This is a genomic window from Paraburkholderia sp. D15, from assembly GCF_029910215.1.
GTDB lineage: Bacteria > Pseudomonadota > Gammaproteobacteria > Burkholderiales > Burkholderiaceae > Paraburkholderia.
This window is the reverse complement of record NZ_CP110395.1, coordinates 3,716,676-3,732,797: the sequence shown is the minus strand read 5'-3', so window position 1 is coordinate 3,732,797 and position 16,122 is coordinate 3,716,676. Positions and strand designations below refer to the sequence as shown.

Genomic DNA, 16,122 nt, shown 5'->3' with positions numbered 1-16,122 from the left:
TAAAGCAACCGCCATTCATTCGCGGTTTTTATGATTCGACTATCGATAATCCGGGGAAGTCCATGAAATTTCGTCACCTGATTGCTGCCTTGCTGATCGTATCTCCGCTGGCGCACGCTGCATCCTTCGACTGCAAGAAGGCATCGACCTTCGTGGAGAAGGCAATTTGCGCCAATCCGCTGCTTGGAAAACTGGACGATGCCCTGACAGGAAACTACAACGCAATGTTGGCGACTGACCTGGGCGACGGCGGCGCGTCGTTGAAGAAGGAGCAACGTGCATGGATCGCGCAACGCAACAAGTGTACGAACGACAAGTGCCTGGTCGATCTGTACCGCAAGCGCGTGGATGATGTTTGCGACGCACCTGTCGTGTCAGGCGTCCATGCGGAGTGCGTCCAATCGATTGACATCAGTTCAGTAGCGGCAGCACCTGCAACTCAAGCCAGCGCATAGTCCGGCGATTCGCACGTCATTGGAATGGTGAAGGATGGCGGCGATCTCAATACGCTCACAGACAGACATTTTTTTATAGAAGCTGCGCATAAGAAGCGAAGACTTTCGCGGAAGATATAACCCCGTTCGGCAGGGAATTCATGGACCGGCAAACGGTTGATCCTGGTGATTGCGGCGGCGCTTTTAGATTCAAAGCTTTTGAAATGACGGTGTGTCCAGCTTGCAGGCGCGGTGTATGCCGAAATGCGACCGATCCCGAACGCTGAGATCAAGATAAACTATCCGCATGCCCGATCATCGGTACGGGTTGTCAAATCAATACATAGACTAACGGGGAGCACAGATGAATCAAGAGCAGGTTGTGCCGCGTGAAGCGGGACTTGAAAGAGTATTCGAGCCGCTGGATTCAATGCTTGTCGCGGGTGAGAAAATCCAAACAACGGCTGTGCAGCGCAGACTCTTTGCATTGCTGCATCGTCGTTCAATTGTCGCTGCCACTACGGGCCGGTTGATTGGCGTTAGCCGTGGTCTGATCGGTGGATTTACCCCGGTTGATCTTCGGTGGCAGGACATCAAGTCTGCGCACATCAAGGCGGGTATTTTTGGTAGCACACTGCGGGTAACGGCTCTGACGATGCCAGACCTCGCCATTAATGGCTCGGTTCGTCCCTTCGAGTTTACCGGTCTCCGTAAAGCAGAAGCGCAAGCTGTCTATCGTATTTGCCAGACGCAGGAACAAGCTTGGCGCGAAAAAAGACGCCTTCGTGAACTGGAAGAACTAAGGGCAAAGTCTGGCGGATTTCAGGGCTCGGTTGGCGCGGACGGGGCGTCTTCAACGGCGAACGAAGACCCGACTGAGCGCCTGAAAAAAGCAAAGTCGATGCTCGACGCGGGACTGATAAGTGACTCCGAATTCGAAACGATCAAAGCCCGAGTAATTAGCCAGTTTTGATGCGTTTCATGTGATTCGGTGAGGTGCAGCTTTGTAGTGGTTAAGTTGCGAACTGGTGCCGCGAGGAAACTCGTCAAATCGCCAGATTCGCTTTTACAAAGCAGCGACTTAACCCTGCGCCACCCAATCCCCCGACTTCCCGCCATGCTTCTCCATCACCTTCACATCGGTGATGGTCATGCCGCGATCCACCGCCTTGCACATGTCGTACACGGTCAGCAGACCCACCTGCACGGCGGTCAGCGCTTCCATCTCCACGCCCGTGCGTCCGAGCGTTTCGACCTGGACCGAGCAATGCACGCCGGGCAGCACCTCGTCGAGTTCGAAATCCACCTTCACGCGGGTCAGTGCGAGCGGATGACATAGCGGGATCAGATCGGCGGTACGTTTCGCGCCCTGGATCGCGGCGATTCGTGCGATGCCGATCACGTCGCCCTTTTTGGCGTTGCCGTCGCGGATCAGCGCGAATGTGTCCGGCAGCATGCGGATCGAACCGCGCGCGAGCGCGATGCGCTTTGTCTCCTGCTTGCCGCCGACGTCCACCATATGCGCCTGACCGGCTGCGTCGAAATGTGTGAGTTCTGGCATGTTGGGCTCCTTCAGAGGGCGCCTATCATAGCAGCGGCGCGGATGCACAAGAATGCCCGCCGGTGCGCGTCGAATGATTACAATTGCCCTGTGCTGCCCGCTATCTTATTCCGTGCGGCGCGTGCCGCCTCCGTGTTTCGCCCGTGTTTCGTTCTTCGTTTTTCGCCCGCTCTCCTGCCCATCTCGCGATGCGTTCGAAACGGTTTCCTGCTGCGTTGTTATCCGTCGCGCTGGTCGTGCAGCCGGGGGCGTTCGCGCAATCGCGCGGCAGTTCATCCGGCGCGTCGGCCGACATGCTAGCCAACGCTCCGTCTGCCGTTTCATCCGGCGCTTCTTCCAACGCTTCTTCCAACGCATCTACCGGCATTTCACTCGGCACGTCCGCCGGCGCCGCCAATCTGTCCGCGCTCAACACGCAGCCCGCCGAGCCGCCTCTCGTCAGCGGCGCAACCGACATCTACGCCGACCCGATCATCCCGCCCGACATCGTGCAAGGCGTATTCGGCGTGTATGGCGGCGCGCAGAGCCGCTTTTCCGGGCAGTCCGGCGTCGCCACCGGGTGGCGCGCGCCGCTCGTCACGCAGCAGTTGCCCGATCTCGGCAACGGCGGGTCGAGTTCGTTGACGCCGCAAGCCGAGCGCAAACTCGGCGAGCGCGTGATGCGCGAACTGCGCCGCGATCCCGATTATCTCGACGACTGGCTGGTACGCGACTACCTCAATTCGGTCGCTGCGAAGCTCGCCGCGGCGGCCAACGCGCTCTACCTCGGCGGCTATCGCCCCGACTTCGATCTGTTCGCGGTGCGTGACCCGCAGATCAATGCGTTCTCGTTGCCCGGTGGTTTCATCGGCGTGAACACTGGCCTGATCGTGACGACGCAGACCGAGTCAGAACTCGCGTCGGTGCTCGGCCACGAGATGGGCCACGTCCTGCAACGCCACATCTCGCGGATGATCACGACCGGCGAGCACAGCAGCTACGCCGCGCTCGCCGGGGTGCTGTTCGGCGTGCTGGCGGGCGTGCTCGCGCATAGCGGCGACCTCGGCAGCGCGATCGCGATCGGCGGCCAGGCGTATGCGGTCGACAACCAGTTGCGCTTCTCGCGCTCCGCCGAACACGAAGCGGACCGCGTCGGCTTTCTGCTGCTGGCCGGCGCCGGCTACGACCCGTATGCGATGACCACGTTCTTCGGCCGGCTCGACCGCGCGTCGATGAGCGACACCGGCATTCCCGCGTACGCGCGCACGCACCCGCTGACGGGCGAGCGGATCGCCGACATGGAGGACCGCGCGCGCCGCGCGCCGTACCGGCAGCCGCATCAAGCGCCCGAGTACGGCTTCGTGCGCGCGCGTGCGCGTCTGTTGCAGGAACGTTCGAGCAGCGAGTACACCGACGAAGTGTCGCGGCTGCGTTCCGAAATCGAGGACCGCACCGCCGTCAACGTCGCGGCGAACTGGTATGGCATCGCCTACGGGCAGATGCTGCTGGAGCGCTATGACGATGCGTCGGCTTCGCTGGCGCAGTGTCTCGCAGCCTTCGTCGCGGGCGAGCAGCGCGAGGGTGAAGCGGCGCGCAGTTCGCCGAGCCTCGACGTGCTGGCCGCCGACATCGCCCGTCGCGCCGGCCGCGACGACGAAGCGCTGCGGCTTGCGGCGTTCGCGCAGCAGCGCTGGCCGCAGTCGAATGCCGCGATCGACATGCACATCCGCACCTTGCTGACGTTGCGGCGATTTGCCGATGCGCAGTTATTGGCGCAAAAGGAAACCCGTGCGATGCCGGACCAGCCCGCGTGGTGGCTGTATCTCGCGCAGGCCAGCGCGGGGAGCGGCGATGCGTTGACGCAGCATCGCGCGATGGCGGAGAAGTTCGCGCTGGAAGGGGCGTGGCCGTCGGCGATCCGGCAACTGAAGGATGCGCGCGATCTGAAGACGATCGGCTACTACGACCTCGCGACCGTGGACGCGCGACTGCACGAAATGGAAAGCCGCTATAAGGAAGAGCGGCTGGACGAGAAGAGTTAGCTGGGGGCGCCGGCCTTCGCGGCGGGACTGGCCACGAAGCCGAATCGCGTGGGTACCTCGGCGCGTCGTACCGCCTGCAGCGGCAACACCACGCTGTCGTTCCAGCGAAACTCGCCGCTCATCGAATCGTCGGCGAGTTCGGCGTGATCGGCGAACGTGTCCAGATCGTGATCGTGCAGCACGGCGATTCGCGGCGGCGTCGATGCATCGGCGAACAGGATGCCGCCGTCTTCGTCAATGTACACCGCGGTGGGTTCGAACGCCTGGCCGGCTTGATCGTGCAGCACGAGTCGAGCGGTAGCCGCAGCCTTGGCCTCGGCATCGATCACGGAAGCGGCATGGCCATCACGACCGTCACCGCTCGCAAACCTCACCACCCACGGCGTATAACCCAGCTCCACATACACCCGTTGCGGACCGTTCTGGAAATACCACTGCCCCTGCTCGTCGACCGCGTAATTGCGATTGATGAACCCCAGCAGCGCCTCGTGCCGGATCGCGGTGCCCGGCGCGCCGCTCGCCTGCGCGGCCTCGTCGCGCATCCGCCAGTTGCCGCGCCGGTCGAGCATCAGCCAGCCGGTGCAGCTCGGCACGTTCGGCCACTTGGCCAGCGCCTGTTTGACGATGTCATCCATGATCGACGTGCTGCTCCAGATAGCCGAACACGCGCCGCGACAGCCAGTCGATACGGCCCGGAAACGGCCCGGTCATGAAGCCGGCGTGACCGCCGTGCTCCGGTTGTTCGAGTTGCACCGCCGCCGACACCTCGTGCCGCGAAGGCAGCGCCTCGGCCGGCAGGAACGGATCGTTGCGCGCGTTCAGCACCAGCGTCGGCACGCGGATATGCGGCAGTAGCGGGCGCGTGGTCGCCTGGCTCCAGTAGTCCTCGGTATTGCGAAAGCCGTGCAGCGGCGCGGTGACGATATTGTCGAACTCGTACATGGTGCGGCTCGCGAGCATCGCGTCGCGGTCGTACAGACCGGGATACTGGATCAGCTTCTGCGCGGCCTTCTGCTTGAGCGTTTTCAGAAAGCTGCGCGCGTAGACGAGACCGAAGCCTTGCGACAAGGCGCGGCCGCCCGCATGCACGTCGATCGGCGTGGAAATCGCGGCGGCCGCGGCGATCACCGAGCCGGCTTCGTCACGCTGCTCGCCGAGCCAGCGCAGCAGCACATTACCGCCGAGCGACACGCCCGCCGCCACGATCGGCCCGCGATGCGCGGCGCGCAAACGCCGCAGGATCCAGTCGACCTCGGTGCTGTCCGCGAGGTGATAGAAGCGCGGCAGGCGGTTCAATTCGCCGCCGCACGTACGAAAGTGCGGCACCACGCCGTGCCAGCCGTGCTCGCGGGTGGCGGCCATCAGCGACATCGCGTAGTGCGAGGCCGAGCTGCCTTCCAGACCGTGGAACAGCACGAGCAGCGGGGCATCGGCGGCGGGGTGGTGCGAAGACGATGCGCCGGCAGAAACGTTGGCGGTGCGTTCGGCCGATGGCGGCCGGTCATGCACGACCCAGTCGAGATCGATGAAATCGCCGTCCGGCGTATCCCAGCGCTCGCGCCGCAGCGTCACGGCAGGGCGGCGCGCGAACAGCGACGGAACGATGGTCTGCGCATGCCGGTTCGGCAGCCACAGCGGTGCGCGGTACAGCGATTCGATGCCCGCCTCGACGGCCGCCGCAACCCGCTCGATGGCCCCGGCAGGCGCGGCATCGTCTCGCGCGCTGTCCAACTCCTGCGAGGACGCTCCCTCGGGCGTTGGAACAGGGCGACGAGTCGTGCTCATACCGGCTTGAAAAGTGGAAAGGAGAAACTGCGCCGCACGTCAGTGCAGCGACCCCTGGCCGTGCCGCATCTTGGTGGCGAACTGGCTGGCGGCCTCGTTCGGCATGGGGCTCGCGTGAATGTGCGCGATGCGCCACTCGCCGCGCTCGTGAACCATCACGTAGGTCGTGAACACCATGGTGGGCGTGGCTTTCGGATCGGCTGGGCGGTGCGCCTCGGCGATTGCGTACACCACGGTGCCGAGACTGTCGTACACGCGGATGTCGAGCGGTTCGATCGACACCGGGGCGGTTTCAAGCTGGATCTGCAGGCCGGCGCGAATGCTGTCCAGGCCGTGCAGGTGCGAGCCGTCCGCGCAGATGCAGCTCACGAACTCCTCGTCGATCCACAGGCCCATCAAGCTGTCGATATTGACCTCGGCGACGGCCTGATAGTAGGCGTTCAGGGTATCGGCGGCGGCTTCGAAGATATGGGCAAAACGTGGCATGGCTCGTCAGTCTCTAGTGCGCGGCGCGCGGTTGCGGGGCAGCGTTCAACGGGACGATCCGGCGAAGCACCGGACCATCGACCCGAGCGCCGGACGTCCCGAGGGACGTGCTCTTGCGAGCTTGCCCGCGCTGCAAGGCGCGAACATGACGCGACGCGCTCAGGGGCGTGCGGTGTTGCGTGCGAGTGTCAACCGGATCAGCGTTGCGTGAGCAACATGCCGCGCAAATCGCTGAACACCTGCTCGGCGCTCAACTGCTTCAGGCAGTTCAGGTGGCCGAGCGGACACTCGCGCTCAAAACAGGGGCTGCATTCGAGGTGAAGCCATTGTACCTTTGCGAGCTCGGACAAGGGCGGCGTATGGCGCGGATCGGTCGAGCCGTACACGGCCACCAGCGGACGGCGCAGCGCGGCGGCCACGTGCATCAGCCCGGAGTCGTTGGTGACGACCGCGTTGGCCCGCGAGATCAGCGCGCAGGCTTCGCCCAGCGCGGTCTGCCCGCACAGGTTGCGCACGTTCGGCGCCCGTTCGGCGATCGCCTGGGCGAGCGGCGCGTCTTTCGGCGAGCCCAGCGCGACGATCTGCGTGTACGGGAACGACTGGCCGACCATCTGCGCGAGCGCGGCGAAATGTTCGGGCGGCCAGCGCTTGGCGGGACCGTACTCGGCGCCCGGACAGAACACCAGCAGCGGCACGCGGGTGTCCAGATTGAAGCGCGCCGATACGCGCGACGCTTCGTTCAGGTCCGTGTCGAGGCGCGGCATCGGCAGGTCGTCGGGGATCTTGGCGCCGGGCGCGTAGGCGAGCGCGGCGTAGTGGCCGACCATCGGCGGACGCTCGTCCTTGCGCGGATTCGCGTGGCGCACGTTGAGCAGCCCGTAGCGGCTTTCGCCGGTATAGCCGATGCGCAACGGCACGCCCGCCAGCCACGGAATCAGCGCGGACTTCAGCGAATTCGGCAGCACGTAGGCCGCGTCGTAGCCGACGTCGCGCAGATCGCTCGCCAGTTGCCAGCGGCGCAGCATCTGCAGCTTGCCGTGCGCGAGGTCGGTGGCGTAGACGTCGCGGATTTCCGGCATGCGTTCGAGCACGGGCGCGACCCACGAGGGCGCGACCGCGTCGATGACGATGCGCGGATGCAATTTCACGAGGCGCGCAAACAGCGGCTGCGCCATCAATGCGTCACCGATCCAGTTCGGTGCGATAACCAACGCGCGACGCATCAGAGTGAGTGTCCGGTGTCGAAACGAAACGCCGCGCGCGGCGTGCGCGTGGCGTTCGGGTGGTTCAAAAGGGAAGGGCCGCCAGCCGCGGGACGCCCTGCCGGCGAGGCCGGGGGCGCCGCGGTTGCGGCCATGTCGCGGTGAGTCTGCCGTAGCGCCTCGTTGCCGGCGGCACGTTGCCGCTCGGCGTGCCAGGCGGCTATGCGACCTTCAAGGCGCGCCGGCGGACGACACCGCAAGCGATCGGCGTTCAGCGGAACGGGTTCAATGACCCCGGACCACTTCGCCGTCGCGCAGCTTGTATCGCGTGCTGCAATACGGGCAACGCGCTTCGCCATGCGTGACGTCGATGAAAACGCGCGGATGCGCGCTCCAGCGCGGCATGGCCGGGTTCGGGCAGTAAGCGGGCAGATCTTTCGCCGACAGTTCGACCAGCGGCATTTCCTTGATTTCGCTCATGGGACGTTCTCGTTGTATGCAGGGGGCGTGCGTCGCGCCGCGAGGGTTCGCGTCCGCCGGAACCGGCGAGGCGCGCCCGCGGCGCGGCGTGCGTTAGATCTTGGTGAGCCAGTGCGCGTACTTGTCGCTCTTGCCGTTCACGACGTCGAAGAAAGCCGATTGCAGCTTTTCCGTGATCGGGCCGCGCGTGCCCGAGCCGATCGTACGGTTGTCGAGTTCGCGGATCGGCGTGACTTCGGCGGCGGTGCCGGTGAAGAACGCTTCGTCGCATGTATAGACTTCGTCGCGCGTGATGCGCTTTTCGATCACCTGAAGGCCCGCGTCGCGCGCCAGCGTGATGACCGTGTCGCGCGTGATGCCGTCGAGGCACGACGACAGGTCCGGCGTGTACAGCTTGCCGTTGTTGACGAGGAAGAAGTTCTCGCCCGAGCCTTCCGACACGTAGCCGTCGACGTCGAGCAGCAGCGCTTCGTCGTAACCGTCGGCGATCGCTTCCTGGTTGGCGAGGATCGAGTTCACGTACCAGCCCGACGCCTTCGCGCGGACCATGGACACGTTCACGTGATGGCGCGTGAACGACGAGGTCTTCACGCGAATGCCCTTGGCGATGCCGTCTTCACCGAGGTAGGCGCCCCACGGCCATGCCGCGATCGCCACGTGGATGGTGTTGCCCTTGGCCGACACGCCGAGCTTTTCCGAGCCGACCCAGATGATCGGGCGCAGATAGCAGGATTCGAGCTTGTTCTCGCGGACCACTTCGCATTGCGCGGCGGCGAGCGTTTCGTGGTCGAACGGCACGTCCATCTGGAAAATCTTGGCCGAGTTCAGCAGCCGCTTGGTGTGTTCCTGGAGACGGAAAATCGCCGTGCCGCCGTCCGCCGTCTTGTAGGCGCGCACGCCCTCGAACACGCCCATGCCGTAGTGCAGCGTGTGGGTGAGCACGTGGACCGTGGCGTCGCGCCAGTCGATGAGCTTGCCATCCATCCAGATCTTGCCGTCGCGGTCGGCCATTGACATACGATTCTCCAGCAGTGCGTTGTGAGTCCCCCGAACCGGCCGCCAGGCGGCAGGCTCCCGATGGGGTGGGGCGAAGAGCGTCATTTTAGCGTCTTTTGCACACGGAACGGGCATTCGGCCGCATGCCGGACGCTATAATCCAGCGCACGCATAATTCATATCCGGATGCGCCAGCGGGTGCTTGACGACCTGGCGCCGACTTCCCATCGCAGCGGCGCTCTCGCGCGCCGCAAGTTTCGCCTCATGCTCGCTCGTCTGTCCGATACCGATCGCCGTGCCTTCAGCGAGGGCGCGCGCGACTACTCGCCGACGCTGATGGCGATCTTCTCCTGGGGTCTTGTCACCGGCATCGCGATGAGTAAATCGGTACTCACGCTGCCGCAGGCGCTCACCATGTCGCTGCTGTGCTACGCCGGCTCGTCGCAACTGGCGGTGCTGCCGCTGCTCGCGGCGAAACTGCCGGTGTGGACCGTGCTGCTCACGGCGGCCATGGTCAATACGCGCTTCGTGATCTTCAGCGTCGGGCTCGCGCCGCATTTCTCCTATCTGCCGATGTGGCGCCGCATCCTGCTCGGCTACTTCAACGGCGACGTGATCTATCTCCTGTTCCAGAAGAAGAGCTTCCCGCCGGGCTATCAGCCTGGCAAGGAGGCGTACTACTGGGGCATGGCGCTGTGCAGCTGGCTGTCCTGGCAGGTCTCGTCGATCGCCGGGATTCTGCTGGCGAGCCTGATTCCGGACAACTGGGGGCTCGCGCTGGCGGGCACGCTCGCGTTGCTGCCCATCATGGTGTCGGCGATCGCGAACCGCGCCACGCTGGTCGCCGTGAGCATTGCCGGCGTCGTCTCGCTGCTCGCCTTCGACCTGCCTTACCGGCTCGCGCTGCCGCTCGCGGTGATCGCCGCGATCGTCGCGGGCAGCGCGGCCGACCTGATGGTCGAGCGCGCCGACCTGCGCCGCATTCGCAGCAGCGCCGGAGATTCCCGATGACTTCCACGCAGATCTGGCTCGCCATCGCCGGCATGACCTTCGTCACCGCGCTGACACGCGCGATGTTTCTAATCGGCGGCGAACGCACGGTATTGCCGCCGCGCGTGCAGAAGATGCTGCGCTACGCACCGGCCGCGGCGCTCGCGGCCGTCGTGCTGCCCGATGTGCTGGCCACGCCGGACGGCCTGTCGTTCGCGCCGTCCAACCACGAGTTCTATGCGACGCTGGCCGGACTCGGGTGGTTTTTGTGGCGCCGCACCATGCTCGGCACGATCGTCGTCGGCATGGTGGTGTTCACATTGTTGCGGCTATTTCTGTAAGGCCGCATCACAGTGCCATTGCTGCATTGCGACATAAAGCGGCCAATCTTCAAATACGGGACATTCGCCCGCTTGCGGGTCTTAAGGCATTGTGGATCAGTTAAAATGCTCGTTTCCGGGATGAGCGCGCCGCGGCAAGGCGCGCGAGCCGTGCCAGCCCCGCCGGCGCCCGCTTCCGTGGAGCCGCTGCCGTGCCCTGGCGCTGGAGTTTGCCGCCGGGAACGTCGGCGCGCCGTCCGCCACCGCCTTCCAATCAACTCGCACACAAACGCCCATGAACAAGGTATTGCGTCTTTCTGATCTGATCGCCGAAGGCAAGCTCTCCGGCAAACGCGTGTTCATCCGCGCCGATCTGAACGTGCCGCAGGACGATCAAGGCAACATCACCGAAGACACCCGCATCCGCGCCTCCGTGCCGGCCATCAAGGCCGCGCTCGACGCCGGCGCCGCCGTGATGGTCACGTCGCATCTGGGCCGCCCGACGGAAGGCGAATTCAAGCCGGAAGATTCGCTCGCGCCGGTCGCGAAGCGTCTGGCCGAACTGCTCGGCCGCGACGTACCGCTGGTCGCCAACTGGGTCGAGAACGGCGTGAACGTCGCGCCGGGCGCGCTCGTGCTGCTGGAAAACTGCCGCGTCAACAAGGGCGAAAAGAAGGATTCCGACGAGCTCTCGCAGAAAATGGCGAAGCTCTGCGACATCTACGTGAACGACGCGTTCGGCACCGCGCACCGCGCCGAAGCGACCACCCACGGCATCGCGAAATACGCGGGCGTGGCGTGCGCGGGCCCGCTGCTCGCCGCCGAACTCGAAGCGCTCGGCAAGGCGCTCGGCGCGCCGAAGCGTCCGCTGGTGGCGATCGTCGCCGGCTCGAAGGTGTCCACCAAGCTGACCATTCTGAAATCGCTCGCCGACAAGGTCGATCAACTGATCGTCGGCGGCGGTATCGCCAATACGTTCATGCTGGCCGCCGGCCTGAAGATCGGCAAGTCGCTCGCCGAAGCCGATCTGGTGAACGAAGCCAAAGCCATCATCGACGCGGCCAAGGCGCGCGGCGCCTCGGTGCCGATCCCGACGGACGTGGTCACCGCCAAGGAGTTCTCGCCGACCGCGAAGGCCGAAGTGAAGGCTGTCGTGGACGTGCAGGACGACGACCTGATCCTCGACATCGGTCCGGAAACCGCGCGTATCCTCGCATCGCAACTGGAAAAGGCCGGCACGATCGTGTGGAACGGCCCGGTCGGCGTGTTCGAATTCGACCAGTTCGGCAACGGCACGAAGACGCTGGCGGACGCCATCGCCAAGTCGTCGGCGTTCTCGATCGCGGGCGGCGGCGACACGCTCGCCGCTATCGCCAAGTACGGCATTCACGACAAGGTCAGCTACATCTCGACGGGCGGCGGCGCCTTCCTCGAGTTCCTGGAGGGCAAGAAACTGCCCGCCGTCGCAGTTCTCGAATCGCGGGCTTAACGTGACGGCGCGCTCCCCCATGACCAAGACTGCAAAAACCCGCGGCGCCAAGGCATCGCGTACCACGGAAGCAGCAAAAGCGGGGGAGCGCGCAACGCGCTCCGCGGCCGCTCCCGCTGCGGCAACGAACCCGGCCGACACGGCCAACGCTGCGGCCGCCCTGGATCCGCAGCAGCTTCAGGAATCCGGCTCGTCCCTCGCGCAGGTGGAGTTGACCACTGCCGGCGAAGCCGCGGCCCCGTCCATCGGACAGGCCGCGCAATCGCAGGCAGAACTCCCCGGCGACGAGGTCGCGCTCGCCGAACCGCCAGTACGCCCCGTACTGGTGTCGAACACCGCTTCACCCCATAAAGCGACGCTGGTTTCAACCGGCGCGCAGCCCCCGGCAGCATCCTTCGGTGCGCAGCCTCCGCATCCGACTCGCAGCGCTTTTCCCAGCGATCCCATCCAGACGAGGAGACTCATGCATCGCGCCACCAAGATTGTCGCTACCATCGGACCGGCTTCCAGCACGCCGGAAATCCTGCTGCAAATGATTCAGGCAGGATTGGACGTGGTGCGGCTCAATTTCTCGCACGGCACTGCCGACGACCACCGCCAGCGCGCCGAATTCGTGCGCGAGGCGGCCCGCCAGGCCGGCCGCGAAGTCGCCATCATGGCCGACCTGCAAGGCCCGAAGATCCGGGTCGGTAAATTCGAAAACGGCAAGATCATGCTGGTCGCCGGCGAGCCGTTCATTCTCGACGCCGACTGCGAACTCGGTAACGAGCAGCGCGCCGGTCTCGACTACAAGGACCTGCCGCGCGACCTGAAACCGGGCGACGTGCTGTTGCTCAACGACGGCCTGATCGTGCTGAACGTCGCGCGCGTGATCGGCAGCGAAATCCACACCATCGTCAAGATCGGTGGCGAGCTGTCGAACAACAAGGGTATCAACCGCCAGGGCGGCGGCCTGTCGGCGCCCGCGCTGACCGCGAAGGACATGGAAGACATCCGCACGGCCATGTCGCTCGGCGTGGACTATGTGGCGGTGTCGTTCCCGAAGAACGCGACCGACATGGAAATGGCCCGCCAGCTGGCCAACATCGCCGGTGCGCCGTTCGGCATCAAGCCGAAGATGATCGCGAAGATCGAGCGCGCGGAAGCGATTCCGGCGCTGCAAGGCATTCTCGACGCGTCGGACGGCATCATGGTCGCGCGTGGCGACCTGGCCGTGGAAGTGGGCAACGCCGCGGTGCCGGCGCTGCAGAAGCGCATGATCCGCATGGCGCGCGAATCGAACAAGTTCGTGATCACCGCAACCCAGATGATGGAGTCGATGATCTACGCCCCGGTGCCGACCCGCGCGGAAGTGTCGGACGTCGCCAATGCGGTGCTCGACGGCACGGACGCGGTGATGCTGTCGGCGGAATCGGCGGCGGGCAAGTATCCGGTGCAGACCATCGAGACCATGGCGGCGATCTGTATCGAAGCCGAGAAGTCCGAGCAGTCGGAACTGGACAAGGACTTCCTCGACCGCACGTTCACCCGCATCGACCAGTCGATCGCGATGGGCGCGCTCTTCACCGCCTACCACCTGGGCGCGAAGGCGATCGTGGCGCTGACCGAATCCGGTTCGACCGCGCTGTGGATGTCGCGTCACTGGACCCACGTGCCGATTTTCGCGCTCACGCCGCGCGTCGGCAGCGAACGGGCCATGGCCTTGTACCGCAACGTGACCTCGCTGCATCTCGATACCAACACCGACCGCGACACCGCGTTGCAGCAGGCGCTGGAAACCGTGGTGAGCAAGGGCTACGCGTCGCGCGGCGACATGGTGGTGCTGACCGTCGGCGAGCCGATGGGCCAGGCCGGCGGCACCAACACGCTGAAGATCGTGCGGGTCGGCGAGCCGTATTGATCCGGCGACAATGAAGGACAGGCCGGCCGGAGCGTGCGTTGAAACGCGTGCTCCGGCTGGTTGCAATATCCGGCATGGGCGGGTGTAAGAGCGCTGAAGCGCCGGCCGTCGCCCCATGCGGCACACCGATGCACACCGATCGGCACACACGGTTTGAACGAATCCGACAGCCTGCCCCGCGAGAGGCGGCGCACAGACTCCAATTGCGTACAGAGGCATAAAGGAATGTCCGGCGCTTTAGGGTAGGTGCGAACGGGCATGCTGTTTGCTTCGCGATAAAATCGCCCAAAAGATGCCGACGGCACAAGAATTCGTTTCAATCTAAGGAGTTAAGCATGCCTCTCGTATCAATGCGTCAACTGTTGGACCATGCCGCCGAAAACGGCTATGGCTTGCCGGCATTCAACGTGAACAACCTGGAGCAGGTGCAGGCGATTATGGCCGCGGCCGACAAGGTCAACGCGCCGGTCATCATGCAGGCCTCCGCCGGTGCGCGTAAGTACGCGGGCGAGCCGTTCCTGCGTCACCTGATCGAAGCGGCGGTCGAGTCGTATCCGCATATTCCGGTCGTGATGCACCAGGATCACGGCCAGTCGCCGGCAGTCTGCATGGCGGCGATCCGCAGCGGCTTCACCAGCGTGATGATGGACGGTTCGCTCGAAGCCGACGGCAAGACGGTCGCGTCGTACGAGTACAACGTCGAAGTGTCGCGTCGCGTGGTCGACGCCGCGCACTCGATCGGCATCACGGTGGAAGCGGAACTGGGCGTGCTCGGTTCGCTGGAAACCATGAAGGGCGACAAGGAAGACGGCCACGGCGCCGAGGGCACGATGACCCGCGAGCAGTTGCTGACCGATCCGGAGCAGGCCGCCGACTTCGTCAAGCTGACCCAGTGCGACGCGCTGGCGATCGCGATCGGTACGTCGCACGGCGCGTACAAGTTCAGCAAGAAGCCCACGGGCGACATTCTGTCGATCCAGCGCATCAAGGAAATTCACCAGCGCATTCCGAACACCCATCTGGTCATGCACGGTTCGTCCTCGGTGCCGCAGGAACTGCTCGCGGAAATCCGCGAATTCGGCGGCGACATGAAGGAAACCTACGGCGTGCCGGTCGAGGAAATTCAGGAAGGCATCAAGAACGGCGTGCGCAAGGTCAACATCGACACCGACCTGCGTCTGGCGATCACCGGCGCGATCCGCCGCTACATGGCGACCAACCCGGGCAAGTTCGATCCGCGCGATTACCTGAAGCCGGCGCGCGAAGCGGCAATGAAAATCTGTATCGAGCGCTACACGCAATTCGGCTGCGAAGGCCAGGCCGGCAAGATCAAGCCGGTTTCGCTTGATAAAATCGCGGAGAAGTACAAGTCGGGCGAGCTCGCGCAGGTCGTCCGTTAAGTTCTCCAGGCCGATATCTGGCCGGTCGCCGGGCGTCAAGCCTGGCCATCCGGCCAGGTTGTGGTTAGACCGCCGTTCCCGCATCATCCGGGGAACGGCGTTTCCCTTTTGTTCCGGTCACACTTTTTGCCCCACTTTTAGCGAACCACGACGATGTCTACCCTCTACGAATCCACGCTCCGCTCGCTGCCGCTGCTCGGCCGCGGTAAAGTCCGCGACAACTATGCGGTGGGCAACGACCAGCTGCTGATCGTCACGACCGACCGTCTGTCGGCGTTCGACGTGATCATGGGCGAGCCGATTCCGAATAAGGGGCGCGTGCTCAACGAAATGGCGAACTTCTGGTTCGACAAGCTGAAGCACGTGGTGCCGAACCATCTGACGGGCGTGGCGCCCGAATCCGTGGTCGCGGCGGACGAAGTCGAGCAGGTGAAGGGTCGCGCGGTGGTGGTGAAGCGCCTCGAGCCGATCCTCGTCGAAGCGGTGGTGCGCGGCTATCTGGCCGGCAGCGGCTGGAAAGACTACCAGGCTACGGGTGCGGTGTGCGGTGTGGAACTGCCGCCGGGTCTGCAGAACGCGCAGAAGCTGCCCGAGCCGATCTTCACGCCGGCCGCCAAGGCCGAAATGGGCCACCACGACGAAAACATCACGTACAACGAGATGGAGCGCCGCATCGGCACCGAACTGTCGGCCACGATCCGCGACATCTCGATCAAGCTGTACAAGGAAGCGGCCGATTACGCGGCCACCCGCGGCATCATCATCGCGGACACGAAGTTCGAATTCGGTCTCGACAACCACGGCAAGCTGTATCTGATGGACGAAGCGCTGACCGCGGATTCGTCGCGCTTCTGGCCGGCGGATCAGTATCAGGTCGGCACCAACCCGCCGTCGTTCGACAAGCAGTTCGTGCGCGACTGGCTCGAAACCCAGCCGTGGAAGAAAGAACCGCCGGCGCCGAAGCTGCCGGACGACGTGGTCACGAAGACGGGCGAGAAGTATCAGGAAGCGCTCGAACGCCTGACCGGCCACAAGCTCGCCTGATTACGGCTCATCGC

General features: G+C 64.6%; 16 protein-coding genes. 9 read left to right on the top strand and 7 right to left on the bottom strand.

Going from position 1 to position 16,122, the window contains the following annotated elements; translation table 11 throughout:
• Positions 1-62: 62 nt before the first annotated feature.
• Positions 63-455: a lysozyme inhibitor LprI family protein gene (locus LFL96_RS16155; RefSeq protein WP_280996198.1), complete on the top strand. Its 393-nt coding sequence runs from the start codon at positions 63-65 to the stop codon at positions 453-455.
• 343 nt (positions 456-798) lie between these two features.
• Positions 799-1,407, top strand: a complete 609-nt coding sequence (locus LFL96_RS16150; protein ID WP_280996197.1) for an SHOCT domain-containing protein — start codon at positions 799-801, stop codon at positions 1,405-1,407.
• 108 nt (positions 1,408-1,515) lie between these two features.
• Here the strand turns inward: LFL96_RS16150 and moaC are convergent, their stop codons facing one another.
• On the bottom strand, positions 1,516-1,995 hold the full coding sequence (gene moaC / locus LFL96_RS16145) for a cyclic pyranopterin monophosphate synthase MoaC (RefSeq protein WP_280996196.1): 480 nt from the start codon (positions 1,993-1,995) through the stop codon (positions 1,516-1,518).
• Between the two features lie 188 nt (positions 1,996-2,183).
• On the opposite strand from moaC, the gene LFL96_RS16140 reads away from it, so the two are divergent.
• Positions 2,184-4,016, top strand: a complete 1,833-nt coding sequence (locus LFL96_RS16140) for a M48 family metalloprotease (protein WP_280996195.1) — start codon at positions 2,184-2,186, stop codon at positions 4,014-4,016.
• On the opposite strand, the gene LFL96_RS16135 is transcribed toward LFL96_RS16140, so the two are convergent.
• The 6 genes from LFL96_RS16135 to LFL96_RS16110 form a co-directional block, all read right to left on the bottom strand.
• On the bottom strand, positions 4,013-4,651 hold the full coding sequence (locus LFL96_RS16135) for a DUF2946 family protein (RefSeq protein ID WP_280996194.1): 639 nt from the start codon (positions 4,649-4,651) through the stop codon (positions 4,013-4,015). The genes LFL96_RS16140 and LFL96_RS16135 overlap by 4 nt on opposite strands.
• Positions 4,644-5,747 carry an alpha/beta fold hydrolase gene (locus tag LFL96_RS16130; RefSeq protein WP_280996193.1) on the bottom strand — a complete coding sequence of 368 codons (1,104 nt, stop codon included), beginning with the start codon at positions 5,745-5,747 and terminating at the stop codon, positions 4,644-4,646. Before LFL96_RS16130 ends, LFL96_RS16135 begins: the two co-directional genes overlap by 8 nt.
• A 93-nt stretch (positions 5,748-5,840) precedes the next feature.
• On the bottom strand, positions 5,841-6,287 hold the full coding sequence (locus tag LFL96_RS16125; RefSeq protein WP_280996192.1) for a nuclear transport factor 2 family protein: 447 nt from the start codon (positions 6,285-6,287) through the stop codon (positions 5,841-5,843).
• A 197-nt stretch (positions 6,288-6,484) separates the two neighbouring features.
• Positions 6,485-7,510 (bottom strand): lipopolysaccharide heptosyltransferase II, encoded by a 1,026-nt coding sequence (waaF, locus tag LFL96_RS16120; protein WP_280996191.1) that lies wholly within the window; start codon positions 7,508-7,510, stop codon positions 6,485-6,487.
• 264 nt (positions 7,511-7,774) lie between these two features.
• On the bottom strand, positions 7,775-7,969 hold the full coding sequence (locus tag LFL96_RS16115) for a zinc-finger domain-containing protein (RefSeq protein ID WP_035548391.1): 195 nt from the start codon (positions 7,967-7,969) through the stop codon (positions 7,775-7,777).
• Positions 7,970-8,062: 93 nt separating this feature from the next.
• On the bottom strand, positions 8,063-8,986 hold the full coding sequence (locus LFL96_RS16110) for a branched-chain amino acid transaminase (RefSeq protein WP_280996190.1): 924 nt from the start codon (positions 8,984-8,986) through the stop codon (positions 8,063-8,065).
• Between the two features lie 243 nt (positions 8,987-9,229).
• On the opposite strand from LFL96_RS16110, the gene LFL96_RS16105 reads away from it, so the two are divergent.
• The 6 genes from LFL96_RS16105 to LFL96_RS16080 all read left to right on the top strand — a co-directional run bounded on the left by LFL96_RS16105 (position 9,230) and on the right by LFL96_RS16080 (position 16,108).
• Positions 9,230-9,976: an AzlC family ABC transporter permease gene (locus LFL96_RS16105; RefSeq protein ID WP_281000793.1), complete on the top strand. Its 747-nt coding sequence runs from the start codon at positions 9,230-9,232 to the stop codon at positions 9,974-9,976.
• Entirely contained in the window at positions 9,973-10,296 is a 324-nt protein-coding gene (locus LFL96_RS16100) for an AzlD domain-containing protein (RefSeq protein WP_280996189.1), read from the top strand. The genes LFL96_RS16105 and LFL96_RS16100 overlap by 4 nt, the downstream gene beginning before the upstream one ends.
• Before the next feature lie 274 nt (positions 10,297-10,570).
• Positions 10,571-11,764 carry a phosphoglycerate kinase gene (locus tag LFL96_RS16095; RefSeq protein ID WP_280996188.1) on the top strand — a complete coding sequence of 398 codons (1,194 nt, stop codon included), beginning with the start codon at positions 10,571-10,573 and terminating at the stop codon, positions 11,762-11,764.
• A gap of 463 nt (positions 11,765-12,227) precedes the next feature.
• Positions 12,228-13,664 carry a pyruvate kinase gene (pyk, locus tag LFL96_RS16090; protein ID WP_281000792.1) on the top strand — a complete coding sequence of 479 codons (1,437 nt, stop codon included), beginning with the start codon at positions 12,228-12,230 and terminating at the stop codon, positions 13,662-13,664.
• A gap of 335 nt (positions 13,665-13,999) precedes the next feature.
• Positions 14,000-15,064, top strand: a complete 1,065-nt coding sequence (gene fba / locus LFL96_RS16085) for a class II fructose-bisphosphate aldolase (protein WP_280996187.1) — start codon at positions 14,000-14,002, stop codon at positions 15,062-15,064.
• 153 nt (positions 15,065-15,217) lie between these two features.
• On the top strand, positions 15,218-16,108 hold the full coding sequence (locus LFL96_RS16080; protein WP_280996186.1) for a phosphoribosylaminoimidazolesuccinocarboxamide synthase: 891 nt from the start codon (positions 15,218-15,220) through the stop codon (positions 16,106-16,108).
• Positions 16,109-16,122: the final 14 nt, after the last annotated feature.

Coding starts and splice junctions, on each gene's coding strand:
- LFL96_RS16155 (WP_280996198.1), top strand. CDS start 63: ATGAAATTTCGTCACCTGATTGCTGCCTTGCTGATCGTATCTCCGCTG.
- LFL96_RS16150 (WP_280996197.1), top strand. CDS start 799: ATGAATCAAGAGCAGGTTGTGCCGCGTGAAGCGGGACTTGAAAGAGTA.
- moaC (WP_280996196.1), bottom strand. CDS start 1,995: ATGCCAGAACTCACACATTTCGACGCAGCCGGTCAGGCGCATATGGTG.
- LFL96_RS16140 (WP_280996195.1), top strand. CDS start 2,184: ATGCGTTCGAAACGGTTTCCTGCTGCGTTGTTATCCGTCGCGCTGGTC.
- LFL96_RS16135 (WP_280996194.1), bottom strand. CDS start 4,651: ATGGATGACATCGTCAAACAGGCGCTGGCCAAGTGGCCGAACGTGCCG.
- LFL96_RS16125 (WP_280996192.1), bottom strand. CDS start 6,287: ATGCCACGTTTTGCCCATATCTTCGAAGCCGCCGCCGATACCCTGAAC.
- waaF (WP_280996191.1), bottom strand. CDS start 7,510: ATGCGTCGCGCGTTGGTTATCGCACCGAACTGGATCGGTGACGCATTG.
- LFL96_RS16115 (WP_035548391.1), bottom strand. CDS start 7,969: ATGAGCGAAATCAAGGAAATGCCGCTGGTCGAACTGTCGGCGAAAGAT.
- LFL96_RS16110 (WP_280996190.1), bottom strand. CDS start 8,986: ATGTCAATGGCCGACCGCGACGGCAAGATCTGGATGGATGGCAAGCTC.
- LFL96_RS16105 (WP_281000793.1), top strand. CDS start 9,230: ATGCTCGCTCGTCTGTCCGATACCGATCGCCGTGCCTTCAGCGAGGGC.
- LFL96_RS16100 (WP_280996189.1), top strand. CDS start 9,973: ATGACTTCCACGCAGATCTGGCTCGCCATCGCCGGCATGACCTTCGTC.
- LFL96_RS16095 (WP_280996188.1), top strand. CDS start 10,571: ATGAACAAGGTATTGCGTCTTTCTGATCTGATCGCCGAAGGCAAGCTC.
- pyk (WP_281000792.1), top strand. CDS start 12,228: ATGCATCGCGCCACCAAGATTGTCGCTACCATCGGACCGGCTTCCAGC.
- fba (WP_280996187.1), top strand. CDS start 14,000: ATGCCTCTCGTATCAATGCGTCAACTGTTGGACCATGCCGCCGAAAAC.
- LFL96_RS16080 (WP_280996186.1), top strand. CDS start 15,218: ATGTCTACCCTCTACGAATCCACGCTCCGCTCGCTGCCGCTGCTCGGC.